The sequence below is a fragment of the Shewanella sp. HL-SH5 genome (genome assembly GCF_051163755.1).
GTDB lineage: Bacteria > Pseudomonadota > Gammaproteobacteria > Enterobacterales > Shewanellaceae > Shewanella > Shewanella glacialimarina.
In genome coordinates this window covers 4,102,886-4,115,685 of the sequence record NZ_CP195038.1, presented here as the reverse complement: position 1 = coordinate 4,115,685, position 12,800 = coordinate 4,102,886, and the positions used below count along the sequence as shown (strand labels likewise).

The window sequence follows — 12,800 nt, the reverse complement described above, 5'->3', positions numbered from 1 at the left end:
GGACATCAATAATTACAACAGGATAATATTGTGGGTAAAATCATTGCCGTTGCCAACCAAAAAGGTGGCGTAGGAAAAACAACAACTTGCGTAAATTTAGCCGCATCACTTGCCGCCACAAAGCGTAAAGTGTTGTTGATTGATTTAGATCCACAAGGTAATGCCACTATGGGCAGTGGTGTTGACAAATATGAAGTCGAAAACACCGCCTATGAGTTACTGGTAGAAGAAAAACCGTTCGATGAAATGGTGATAAGAAATACCGTAGGTAAATATGATCTCATTGCTGGCAATGGAGATGTTACCGCAGCAGAGATCAAATTAATGGAATTTTACGCTCGTGAAATTCGCTTACGTAATGCACTGGCCCCGATTAAAGATCAATACGATTTTATTTTTATTGATTGTCCGCCATCACTCAATATGTTGACCGTAAATGCCATGTCAGCAGCTGATTCAGTATTAGTACCTATGCAATGTGAATATTATGCCCTTGAAGGACTCACCGCATTAATTGATACCATCACAAAATTAGGCGCTATGGTTAATCCGGCGCTAAAAATAGAAGGGATCCTTCGTACTATGTACGACCCTCGTAATCGATTATCTAACGATGTATCTGATCAACTAAAACAACATTTTGGTGAAAAAGTTTATCGTACCGTGATCCCGAGAAATATTCGTTTAGCTGAAGCACCAAGTTTTGGCGCACCTGCCATGTATTATGATAAGAGCAGTGCCGGAGCTAAAGCATATTTAGCCTTAGCAGGCGAAATTATTCGCCGTGCAGAGCAGCAAACAACCATTAAACAAGCGTAGGATGAGATAATGACGGTAAAAAAACGCGGTTTAGGTAAAGGCTTGGATGCCCTACTAAGCCATAGCAATGCGGCAAGTCGACAATCAGATATTCAGCAAAATAGTGTCAATCAACAGGATAATGAGCTGATACATCTTGATCTGGATTTATTGCAACCGGGCAAATATCAACCTCGTAAAGATATGTCACCTGAAGCGCTAGAAGAATTAGCTGAATCTATTCGCTCACAAGGGATTATTCAGCCCATTGTTGTGCGTAAAGTATCAGAATTTAAATATGAAATTATTGCCGGTGAACGTCGTTGGCGTGCAGCTCAAATCGCAAAGCTGAATAAAGTGCCATGTTTAGTTAAACAAGTGGCTGATGAAGCTGCTGTGGCGATTGCCTTAATTGAGAATATTCAGCGTGAAGACCTCAATGCAATGGAAGAAGCCATAGCATTGCAGCGCCTATTGACTGAATTTGAACTCACCCATCAACAAGTGGCCGATGCCGTAGGCAAGTCACGTGCATCAGTATCTAATTTGTTGCGTTTAAACAGTCTTAATGAGCCGGTAAAGCGTTTATTAGAAAATGGCGATATAGATATGGGCCATGCCCGTGCCTTACTTGCTATTGAAGGTGATGAGCAAACTAACCTTGCCAGATTAGTCGCATCGAAAGAAATGACTGTTCGTGAAACAGAACGGTTAGTAAATAAAGCGATAAATCCTGCTAAACCTCCTGAAACTATGCCTAAAGATCATGATGTAAGCCGTTTAGAGCAACAGTTAATTGAAAGATTAGGTGCTAAAGTTGCAATTAATCATGGCAGTAAAGGAAAGGGTAAAATTGTAATAAATTATCAAAATCTTGCTGAATTAGACGGTATTTTGAGTAAAATTCACTAATTTTTAACAATAAACCACATCATCAATAAGTTTGTGATGCAGCTATCTATTTTTGTTTTTGCAGTTCTTGATGCAAATCACCTTTAAAATAGCTGTTTTACGCTTATCAAAGTTGCAAACAAAATGCGAAAAGGTATACTTTGCAGGCTTTTTGTAAGTTAAGGCTGGGTTAATAAAGTTAATTTAGACTGCAACTCGCAAAAAGCACGAATGCGGAGAGAAAAATTTGACTAATGTTTTAGCGCGTCGTGGCCGGTCTTCAGCCTATAAAATGGTGATATTTCAGGCGGCGGTTGTTGGGGCTACATCAATTTTACTTTTCGCTCTGTGGGGTGTTCAGTATGGTCTTTCTGCTTTGGCGGGAGGTCTCATTGCTGTACTGCCCAATTTTGTATTCGCAACCCTAGCCTTTTCCCATGCGGGGGCAAGTGCGTCAGGAAAAGTCGTTCAATCGTTTTTTCTGGGGGAAGCGGTAAAGTTACTGCTAACCATAGTATTGTTTGCTATTGCGTTTGGTTTGTTAGATATGGTGTTCGCACCTTTATTTGCAACCTATGCTTTAGGTCTTATAGTGCCATGGACAGTCCCTTTATACTTCAAGCAAAATTAAGTGAGATTAATCATGGCGACAACTGGTGAAGCATTAAACGCTTCCGAGTATATCCAGCATCACCTGACTAATGCGAAAATGTGTTCTGCCGATGGCGGAGTTGCTTTTAACTATGCATGTCAAGATGCCGGGTTTTGGACTTGGCACATTGACTCACTTTTGTTTTCAGTTGGCCTTGGGATCTTGTTTTTGTGGTTATTCCGCAAAGCAGGAAAAAAAGCAACCACTGGTGTTCCAGGTAAATTTCAATGTTTCGTTGAAATGTGCGTGGAAGGTGTTGATAAAATAGCAAAAGATTCATTTAATGGTCGTAATGCTGTTATTGCACCGTTAGGTCTAACTATATTCGTCTGGATTTTCCTGATGAACTTAATGGACTTAATTCCGGTTGATTTTATACCTGAAGCCGCAAACAGATTATTAGGTGTTCCTTACCTTAAAATTGTACCTACCACCGATTTAAACGTCACTTTAGGTATGTCCTTAAGTGTGTTTGTGTTGATTGTGTTTTACAGTATTAAAGTTAAGGGTATTGGCGGTTTCACTAAGGAACTAACATTACAACCTTTCAATCATTGGTTATTGATTCCAGTAAACTTAGTTTTGGAAACTGTCACCTTGATTGCGAAGCCTATTTCATTAGCGCTTCGTCTGTTTGGTAACCTGTATGCAGGTGAGTTGATCTTTATTCTGATAGCACTTATGCCTTGGTGGGCTCAGTTCGCACTTTCAGTGCCTTGGGCTATATTCCATATTTTGGTTATTGTGCTGCAGGCCTTTATTTTCATGATGCTGACGATTGTTTATCTAAGCATGGCTCATGAAGAACATTAATTTAGAAATTGATAATTAGACATTTATCGGAGATAAAATGGAAACTGTAATTGGTTTTACGGCAATCGCTGTTGCTATCATGATTGGCCTAGCTGCATTAGGTACAGCAATCGGATTCGCAATCTTAGGTGGTAAGTTCTTAGAAGCTTCTGCACGTCAACCTGAGCTAGCGCCAGCGTTACAAACTAAGATGTTCATCGTAGCGGGTCTACTTGATGCGATCTCTATGATTGCGGTTGGTGTTGCATTATTCTTCGTATTCGCGAACCCATTCTTAGCTCAACTTGGCTAATTTAGCACCCTGTAAGGAGTTGACGTTATGAGTATTAACGCTACCCTGCTAGGCCAAGCAATATCTTTTGCGCTCTTTGTGTGGTTCTGCATGAAGTTTGTATGGCCGCCGTTGATGAATGCTATCGAAGAGCGCCAGAAGAAAAATTGCTGATGGTCTGGCCGATGCCGGCCGTGCTGCAAAAGATCTAGAGTTAGCTCAAGCGAAAGCCACTGAGCAACTTAAAGATGCTAAGGCAACTGCCAACGAAATTATTGAGCAAGCTAACAAGCGAAAAGCTCAAATCGTTGAAGAAGCAAAGGCTGAAGCAGATGCTGAGCGAGCTAAAATTGTCGCTCAGGGTAAAGCAGAAATTGAGAACGAACGTAATCGCGTGAAAGATGACTTGCGTAAGCAAGTAGCGGCTCTAGCCATCATTGGTGCAGAGAAGATTCTTGAGCGTTCGATTGACCCAGCAGCCCACAGCGACATAGTTAATAAACTAGTTGCTGAAATTTGATTAAGGAGTTGAGTAATGGCTGAATTAAGCACCATCGCTCGTCCTTACGCAAAGGCAGCTTTTGATTTTGCAGTTGAACATAAAGCGGTAGATAGTTGGACAGAAATGTTAACTTTCGCGTCATTGGTAAGTGTAAACGAATCAATAAAGCCACTGCTTAATGGCACTCTAGCCAGTGCTGAACTTGCTTCACTATTTATTAAGGTATGTGGAGAACAAGTCAACGAGCAAGGTCAAAACCTGATAAAGGTAATGGCTGAAAACGGTCGTTTAGCGATACTGCCTTCTGTATCGCTGATTTTTGCTGAATACCGAAATGAGTGGGCGAAAGAAGTTGAGGCCGATGTGGTTTCTGCTTTCGAGTTAAACTCTGAGCAACAGCAGCAAATTAGTGTTTCTTTAGAGAAACGTCTCGCACGCAAAGTTAAGCTGAATTGCAGTATTGATACATCGCTAATCGGCGGTGTGATTATTAAATCAGGCGACCTAGTCATTGATGGCTCGGTAAGCGGTAAGTTATCGCGTCTGTCTGATAAGCTGCAGTCGTAATTGGGAGTTTTAGCATGCAACTGAATTCCACTGAAATCAGCGATCTGATTAAACAGCGGATCGAGCAGTTCAACGTCGTTAGTGAAGCTCGCAACGAAGGTACAATCGTTGCAGTAAGTGACGGCATCATTCGCATTAACGGCCTTGCCGATGTAATGCAAGGTGAAATGATCGAACTGCCTGGTGGCTGTTTTGCAATCGCGTTGAACTTAGAACGTGATTCTGTCGGCGCTGTAGTGATGGGGCCTTATGCTAGTTTAGCAGAAGGCGATAAAGTTAGAACCACTGGTCGTATTCTTGAAGTACCAGTTGGTCGTGGTCTACTTGGTCGCGTTGTTAACACACTGGGTGAGCCTATTGACGGAAAAGGACCTGTCGACAACGATGGTTTCTCTCCTGTTGAAGTAATTGCTCCTGGTGTTATTGAACGTAAGTCAGTATCGCAACCAGTTCAAACAGGTTATAAAGCCGTTGATTCTATGATCCCTATTGGTCGTGGACAACGTGAATTGATCATTGGTGACCGTCAGACTGGTAAAACAGCGATGGCAATCGATGCAATTATCAACCAGAAAGATTCAGGCATTAAGTGTGTCTATGTTGCTGTTGGTCAGAAAGCCTCTACCATAGCCAACGTAGTACGTAAACTTGAAGAACATGGCGCATTAGCAAACACTATCGTTGTAGTTGCATCTGCTTCAGAAACAGCTGCACTGCAATTTTTGGCGCCATATTCTGGTTGTTCTATGGGTGAATACTTCCGTGACCGCGGTGAAGATTCTTTAATCGTATATGATGATTTGTCTAAGCAAGCAGTTGCTTACCGTCAGATTTCATTACTATTGAAGCGTCCACCAGGACGTGAAGCATACCCAGGTGACGTTTTCTATCTACACTCTCGTTTATTAGAGCGTGCTTCACGCGTAAACGAAAATTATGTAGAGAAATTTACTAAAGGTGCAGTAACAGGTAAAACCGGTTCTTTAACTGCGTTACCTATTATTGAAACCCAAGCTGGTGACGTATCAGCGTTCGTACCGACTAACGTAATTTCGATTACCGATGGTCAGATCTTCCTTGAAACTGACTTGTTTAACTCAGGACTTCGTCCAGCAGTTAACCCAGGTATTTCTGTTTCTCGTGTTGGTGGTGCAGCGCAGACTAAGATCATCAAGAAACTGTCTGGTGGTATTCGTACCGCACTTGCACAGTATCGTGAGCTTGCAGCGTTCTCACAGTTCGCATCTGATTTAGATGAAGCAACTCGTGCTCAACTTGAGCATGGTGAGCGTGTAACCGAATTAATGAAGCAAAAGCAATATGCACCAATGAGTGTTGCCGCCCAGTCTGTGTCTATTTTTGCAGCTGAAAAAGGCTTCCTTAAAAGTGTTGCTTTAAATGAAATCGGTCGCTTTGAAGCCGCTCTGCTTTCATACATGAACAGTCAACATGCTGACCTTATGAACACCATCAATGCTACTGGCGATTATAACGCTGATATCGAAGGTGAGTTAAAGGCAGGCATGGACAAGTTCATTGAAACCCAAACCTGGTAACAATGAACGGGGTGTCCATGGGCACCTCAGGTCCCAGATTGGAGAGTAGAGATGGCTAACGCTAAAGAGATTAAAACCAAGATCGCGAGTATCAAAAATACTCAGAAGATCACTTCCGCTATGGAGATGGTAGCCGCCAGCAAAATGCGTAAAGCGCAGGAACGCATGGCTGCAAGCCGTCCATATGCTGAAAATATGCGTAAAGTGATCGGTCACGTAGCGCAAGGTACTCTCGAATTTAAACATCCAATGTTAGAAGTTCGAGATGCTAAGCGGGTTGGTTACATTGTTGTAGCAACCGACCGTGGTCTTTGTGGTGGTTTGAATACCAACTTATTTAAAAAGGTTGTGACAGACATTAAAAAATGGAAAGAACAAGGCGCAGAAGTTGAGTTTTGCCCAATTGGTGCCCGTTCTGTTCAGTTTTTTAAAAGCTTTGGTGGTCAAATTTCCGCCCATGCATCAGGTTTAGGCGACGCGCCCAAACTTGCTGATTTGATTGGCACTGTACGTGTCATGTTAAAAGCTTACAACGAAGGCAAACTGGACCGTCTGTACATTGTGTTTAACAAGTTTGTTAATACAATGACCCAGACTCCTGTGATCGAGCAACTGCTACCTTTACCTAAATCAGATGAAGAAGTAGCTAGTTATCCTTGGGATTATATTTACGAGCCAGATCCAAAAGAAATTTTGGAAACACTGCTAACTCGTTATATAGAATCACAAGTATATCAAGGTGTTGTTGAAAATATTGCCTCTGAACAGTCTGCCCGTATGGTAGCAATGAAAGCGGCAACAGATAACGCTGGCGACATGATCGATGGTTTACAACTCGTCTATAACAAGGCCCGTCAGGCTGCTATTACGCAAGAACTGTCGGAAATTGTATCAGGCGCTGCAGCGGTTTAGGTTTAGGTAACGAAATCAAGTTTAGAGGATTAATCATGAGCACAGGTACTGTTGTCCAAGTAATTGGCGCGGTTGTGGACGTAGAGTTTCCACAAGATTCTGTACCTCGAGTATATGACGCTCTGAAGATCACAGGCGAAAGCCCATGTAATGGTTTGGTGCTGGAAGTTCAGCAACAACTAGGTGGTGGTGTTGTTCGTACCATCGCTATGGGTTCTTCTGATGGTCTGCGTCGTGGTTTAGAGGTAGCAAACTCAGGTTCACCAATTTCTGTTCCGGTAGGGGTTAAGACCCTTGGCCGTATTATGAACGTATTGGGCGAGCCTATCGATGAAGCGGGTCCAATTGGTGAAGAAGAGCGTTATGAAATTCACCGTGCAGCACCTTCATACGAAGATCAGTCAAATTCAACTGAGCTATTAGAGACGGGTATCAAGGTTATCGACCTTGTTTGTCCTTTCGCTAAAGGTGGTAAAGTCGGTCTGTTCGGTGGTGCTGGTGTTGGTAAAACAGTTAACATGATGGAACTGATTAACAACATCGCTAAAGCTCACTCGGGTCTTTCTGTATTCGCTGGTGTTGGTGAGCGTACTCGTGAGGGTAACGACTTCTACTACGAGATGGAAGATTCAGGCGTATTAGACAAAGTAGCCATGGTTTACGGTCAAATGAACGAGCCTCCAGGTAACCGTTTACGCGTAGCGTTAACAGGCCTGAGTATCGCTGAAAAGTTCCGTGACGAAGGTCGTGACGTACTGTTGTTCGTTGACAACATTTACCGTTACACCTTAGCGGGTACTGAAGTATCTGCACTTTTAGGTCGTATGCCTTCTGCAGTAGGTTATCAGCCAACACTGGCTGAAGAGATGGGTGTTCTTCAAGAACGTATCGCTTCAACCAAAACAGGCTCTATTACTTCTGTACAAGCGGTATATGTCCCAGCGGATGACTTAACAGATCCGTCACCAGCAACAACCTTCGCTCACTTAGATGCGACTGTTGTATTGTCTCGTAATATTGCATCGCTAGGTATTTACCCAGCGGTTGACCCATTGGATTCGACTTCACGTCAGTTAGATCCACAGGTTGTAGGTCAAGAGCATTATGATGTTGCAAGCGGTGTACAAACTGTATTACAGCGTTATAAAGAGCTGAAAGACATTATTGCTATTTTGGGTATGGATGAGTTGTCAGATAATGACAAAACCATGGTATTCAGAGCACGTAAGATTGAGCGTTTCTTGTCTCAACCTTTCTTCGTAGCAGAAGTGTTTACCGGTTCTCCTGGTAAGTACGTTTCTCTTAAAGACACTATTCGTGGCTTTAAGGGTATCTTGGATGGTGAGTTCGATCACATCCCTGAGCAAGCGTTCTACATGGTTGGCTCAATCGATGAAGCTATCGAAAAAGCGAACAAGAAGAAATAACTAGGCCGTAAAGCTTAGTTCTTTAAGGAGAGCTCAATGGCAGGCATGACAGTCAAACTTGATATTGTTAGTGCAGAGAAAAGCTTATACCACGGCGAAGTTACTTTTTTTGAAGTATCTGGTGCTGAAGGTGAATTAGGTATTATGCCTAATCATGCTCCTTTGCTAACAAAGATCAAACCTGGCATGGCGCGCATAGTCAAGCAAGATGGCAGTGAAGAAGTGTTGTATCTTTCAGGTGGTATCCTGGAAATTCAACCAACATCTATTTCTGTTCTTGCTGATGTTGGATTGCGTGCCGATGATATTGATGAGCAAGCAGCTTTAGAAGCTAAACGTCGTGCAGAAGAGAAAATTGCTAATGCCGGCGTAGACTTCAATTATGAAGCCGCAACAATTGAATTAGCTAAATCGATAGCGCAATTGAAAGTTGTTGAAACCATCAAAAGAAATATCACCAGATAAGTTGATTATTTGCTGGATAAAAGGCGACTCATTTATGAGTCGCCTTTTTTATTTCTGCTGTTTTATTGGGATTGTTTATTCATCGTCGATGGCTGTGGTGAGTATTTTCCATTTTAGGCTGTATTCAGCTAAAATAGCGCCAATTATACTTTTTAGTCTTTTAAAGGAATTAATCATGTCGTTAAATGTTGTGATCTTAGCTGCAGGCAAAGGAACGCGTATGCGCTCAGATCTTCCTAAAGTGTTACACCCAATCGCCCATAAAAGCATGGTTCAACATGTTATTGATACGGCAAACGCTTTAGGCTCCAAGGCTATTCAACTTGTATATGGCTATGGCGCAGACAAACTAAAGCAAACATTGGGTGAGCAACCTTTAAATTGGGTGTTACAAGCTGAGCAATTAGGGACAGGCCATGCTGTAGCACAAGCCAATTCAAACATTAGTGATGACGATACAGTATTAATTCTTTACGGCGATGTACCCTTGATTCAGCAATCAACCTTAGAAAAATTATTAGCTGCCCGCGCAGATAATGGCTTAGCTATTCTGACTGTTAACCTTGTTAATCCAACTGGATATGGCCGAATTGTTCGTCACAACGATAATGTCGTCGGTATTATTGAGCAAAAAGATGCTAACGCTGAGCAATTAAAAATTACCGAAGTGAATACCGGTATTATGGCTGTACCGGGTAAGCAATTAAAAACCTGGTTAAGTCGTTTATCTAATAGTAATGCCCAAGGTGAATATTACCTGACTGATATTATAGCGATGGCACATGCCGATGGTGTGGCTATTACGACTGCTCAACCTGAATCTGCTATCGAAGTCGAAGGGGCTAATAATCGAGTGCAACTGGCTCAATTAGAGCGTGCTTACCAAGCTCGTGCGGCTGAAAAGTTAATGCTTGAAGGTGCTAACTTGCGTGATCCAGCCCGTATTGATATCCGCGGAGAGGTAACCGTTGGGATGGATGTGATGATTGATGTCAATGTGATCATTCAAGGTAAAGTCACTTTAGGTAATAATGTGACTATCGGCTCCGGGGCTATTCTTATTGATTGTGATATTGCCGATAACGCTGAAATTAAGCCTTACTCAATTATAGAAGGCGCTAAATTAGGTAAAGCCGCCAGTGCCGGACCATTTGCCCGTTTGCGTACCGGTGCAGAATTAAAAGAAGATGCTCACGTGGGTAACTTTGTTGAAATGAAAAAAACAGTACTCGGTAAAGGGTCTAAAGCAGGGCATTTAAGTTACTTAGGTGATGCACAAATAGGTGCCGGGGTAAATATTGGTGCGGGTACTATTACCTGTAACTACGATGGTGTTAATAAGTTTGTTACCACTATAGAAGATGGTGTATTTGTTGGCAGTGATACTCAACTTATCGCTCCAGTTACCATAGGTAAAAATGCCACCTTAGGTGCAGGCTCTACTATAGCCAAAGATGTTGGCGAGGGTGAATTAGTGATAACCCGTGTGAAACAGCGTCATATTGCTGGATGGCAACGCCCGGTAAAATTTTCGAAGTAATACTCTACATTCACTACTTCTATTGGCGATAAGTGTGATGCACTTATCGCTTTTTTGTAAGTTCCAACAAATAAAGTAAATATTCTGTAAATTTTAGCTAATAATAATCATTCTCATTTAGTATGCCTGCATTAAATCGGTATAACATCTAAATAGAGGTATGAATGTTAACTAAACTATCAGCAGTAGCAATAGCCGTTACAACGGGATTGTTGTCATATTCAGTGCACTTTGATGCTCAAGCAGAACAAGCCACATCAGTTTCTTCAGTGCAAGTTTCTCCAGATCAAGCTGCCGCATCGCATAAAAACATTGAACGTATAGAAGTCACTGGACGGACATTTAACGACTACAAAGTGGGTTCAGCATCAGGTGCTATGCGTGGCAATATTGACTTAATGGACACCCCGCAATCTGTTAATGTTATCCCCGATTTTGTTACCGATGAACAGCTTGCTACTAACTTAACTGAAGTTTTAGTAAATGACTCAAGTGTTACAGCAGGAACAACTCGCTGGAACCGCCAAGTGTTTAGTATCCGTGGCTTTGAATTAGATTCAGGTAACGGTTACCTTATTAATGGCCACCAGCAATGGTCGCACTATGTGCAGCCTATTGAAACGCTACAGCAGGTAGAAGTATTAAAAGGCCCTTCAAGCATGTTATATGGTCAGTCAGGCCCTGGTGGCTTGGTTAACATGGTGACAAAAAAGCCAACTTACGACAGCATGCTAGATCTAGGTTTTGATACCGATGAAAACGGTTCAACTCGTTTTCAATTAGATGCAGGTGGCAGTTTTAATGAAGCGCAGACCATGCGCTACCGCGCAGTATTAGTGAAGCAAGATACTGAGTATTGGCGTGAGTATTCTACCAGTGATGAAGCTCAGGAGCGCGATCGCTGGTTAGGCTATATTAATACCGAATTTGACCTCAGCGACGATCTTATGTTGTCACTTAAATATGACCATACTCAAGATAAGGCGGGTATAGATGCTGGTGGCTGGTTAGACAAGCAAGGTAATGTTATTGGTAACAACGAAACTATATGGGATGCCCCTTGGGCATTTACCGACAACACGGTATCAAATCTAGGTGCAGACTTAACTTGGCATATCAACGACACATGGAAATTGAAGACGGGATATAACGAGCAGCAGTTTAATCGTCAACGTTTTGATTCTGCTCCACAGTATGTTGAAGACCCATTTACCGCTAATGGTTACAACATCAAACCATTTGACCGCTACGATGATTGGCAACATAAAACCGCTTATGCTGACTTTACTGGCGAATTTGATATAGCAGGTATACAACATCAGTTGCTGATTGGTGCTAACTACCTGGATTACTTTTATCAACAACGCCGTGATGGCGGTAAAAAATTAGTCAATGTTATTCCTGGTCAGCCAGTTGCTGTGCCTGATTATGACTATAACAATGTTGCAGCGCGAGCAGCGAGCACTTACAAATACTACGGCTTTTATCTACAAGACTTAATGACCTTGAATGAGCAATGGAAATTACTTGCAGGCGTGCGTTATGACGAGCAAAAGAAAGACGGTCTAGGTGAAAATAGCTATGCCGTATCACCTAAGTTTGGTGCAATTTACGCTCCTGCAGATAATGGCAGTATCTATGTTAACTATTCAAAAAGCTTCAGCCCACAGGGCGCGGTAAATAATGAATCTGACGTTAACAATGGGTTAGATCTAAAGCCTGAATATGGTATCCAATATGAAGTGGGCACTAAGTGGGAGTTATTTGATGATAGCTTGCTATTAACGGCAGCTGTTTTTGATATAACATTAGAAAACATCACCATTACCGAGACATTACCTACACCAACGGGTAAGTTTACTGACATTACCACTCAAGGTGGCGAGCAAAAACATCGTGGTTTTGAAATGGGTGCCCAAGGCCAATTAAGTGAAAGTTGGTTTATGACCTCCTCTATGATGTTTTTAGATGCTAAGTATCATACAGGCGACAATCGTGAAGGTAATACGCCTATCGATGCACCTGAATGGTCTGCCAACATTTGGACTCGTTATGAAATGACCGAGAGCTTTGCCATGAATTTTGGCGCAATCTACGTCGGTGAGCGTTTTGCTGATGTTAATAACACTATCACTAAAGATGATTATATCCGTTTTGATTTGGGTGCAGCATACACTCTGGATATGATGGGCAAAGATGTTAGCTTTCGTGCGAACATAAAAAACCTGTTCGATACCGATTACATCGAAGGTGGCCAATATAATATGGTTACCATAGGTCAAGGTCGTAACTTTAACCTAGCGGTAGAAGCTAAGTTTTAATATTAGTTAACGCCCAAAACGTAAAAAAGCAGCGATTATCGCTGCTTTTTTGTTATTTATCTTTCAACAAGTCTAGATAAAGTTT

Annotated in this window: 12 protein-coding genes and 1 pseudogene; all 13 read left to right on the top strand. The window is 42.1% G+C overall.

What is annotated here, in order from left to right; genetic code table 11:
- Positions 1–30: 30 nt before the first annotated feature.
- The 13 genes and pseudogenes from ACRWQM_RS18075 to ACRWQM_RS18015 all read left to right on the top strand — a co-directional run bounded on the left by ACRWQM_RS18075 (position 31) and on the right by ACRWQM_RS18015 (position 12,715).
- Positions 31–819, top strand: coding sequence for a ParA family protein (locus tag ACRWQM_RS18075; protein ID WP_226412236.1), 789 nt, complete (start codon positions 31–33; stop codon positions 817–819).
- Positions 820–828: 9 nt separating this feature from the next.
- On the top strand, positions 829–1,710 hold the full coding sequence (locus tag ACRWQM_RS18070) for a ParB/RepB/Spo0J family partition protein (protein WP_434927683.1): 882 nt from the start codon (positions 829–831) through the stop codon (positions 1,708–1,710).
- A 226-nt stretch (positions 1,711–1,936) separates the two neighbouring features.
- Positions 1,937–2,320: an ATP synthase subunit I gene (locus ACRWQM_RS18065; RefSeq protein ID WP_434927684.1), complete on the top strand. Its 384-nt coding sequence runs from the start codon at positions 1,937–1,939 to the stop codon at positions 2,318–2,320.
- Positions 2,321–2,332: 12 nt separating this feature from the next.
- Positions 2,333–3,154, top strand: a complete 822-nt coding sequence (gene atpB, locus ACRWQM_RS18060; protein WP_434927685.1) for a F0F1 ATP synthase subunit A — start codon at positions 2,333–2,335, stop codon at positions 3,152–3,154.
- A gap of 37 nt (positions 3,155–3,191) precedes the next feature.
- The gene (atpE, locus tag ACRWQM_RS18055; protein ID WP_188843213.1) at positions 3,192–3,446 is read left to right on the top strand and encodes a F0F1 ATP synthase subunit C; all 255 of its coding nucleotides are present in this window, start codon (positions 3,192–3,194) and stop codon (positions 3,444–3,446) included.
- Between the two features lie 27 nt (positions 3,447–3,473).
- Positions 3,474–3,945 (top strand): annotated as a pseudogene (gene atpF / locus ACRWQM_RS18050) (F0F1 ATP synthase subunit B).
- 15 nt (positions 3,946–3,960) lie between these two features.
- Positions 3,961–4,494 (top strand): F0F1 ATP synthase subunit delta, encoded by a 534-nt coding sequence (gene atpH, locus ACRWQM_RS18045; protein ID WP_434927686.1) that lies wholly within the window; start codon positions 3,961–3,963, stop codon positions 4,492–4,494.
- A gap of 14 nt (positions 4,495–4,508) precedes the next feature.
- A complete protein-coding gene (atpA, locus tag ACRWQM_RS18040) occupies positions 4,509–6,050 on the top strand; it encodes a F0F1 ATP synthase subunit alpha (RefSeq protein ID WP_434927687.1) in 1,542 nt (513 codons plus the stop codon).
- A 51-nt stretch (positions 6,051–6,101) separates the two neighbouring features.
- Entirely contained in the window at positions 6,102–6,962 is an 861-nt protein-coding gene (atpG, locus tag ACRWQM_RS18035; protein ID WP_226412220.1) for a F0F1 ATP synthase subunit gamma, read from the top strand.
- 35 nt (positions 6,963–6,997) lie between these two features.
- Positions 6,998–8,389 carry a F0F1 ATP synthase subunit beta gene (atpD, locus tag ACRWQM_RS18030; RefSeq protein ID WP_434927688.1) on the top strand — a complete coding sequence of 464 codons (1,392 nt, stop codon included), beginning with the start codon at positions 6,998–7,000 and terminating at the stop codon, positions 8,387–8,389.
- 36 nt (positions 8,390–8,425) lie between these two features.
- Positions 8,426–8,854: a F0F1 ATP synthase subunit epsilon gene (locus ACRWQM_RS18025; RefSeq protein ID WP_226412216.1), complete on the top strand. Its 429-nt coding sequence runs from the start codon at positions 8,426–8,428 to the stop codon at positions 8,852–8,854.
- Positions 8,855–9,029: 175 nt separating this feature from the next.
- Positions 9,030–10,394, top strand: a complete 1,365-nt coding sequence (gene glmU / locus ACRWQM_RS18020) for a bifunctional UDP-N-acetylglucosamine diphosphorylase/glucosamine-1-phosphate N-acetyltransferase GlmU (RefSeq protein ID WP_434930814.1) — start codon at positions 9,030–9,032, stop codon at positions 10,392–10,394.
- 164 nt (positions 10,395–10,558) lie between these two features.
- Positions 10,559–12,715 carry a TonB-dependent receptor gene (locus ACRWQM_RS18015; RefSeq protein WP_434930813.1) on the top strand — a complete coding sequence of 719 codons (2,157 nt, stop codon included), beginning with the start codon at positions 10,559–10,561 and terminating at the stop codon, positions 12,713–12,715.
- Positions 12,716–12,800 lie beyond the last annotated feature (85 nt).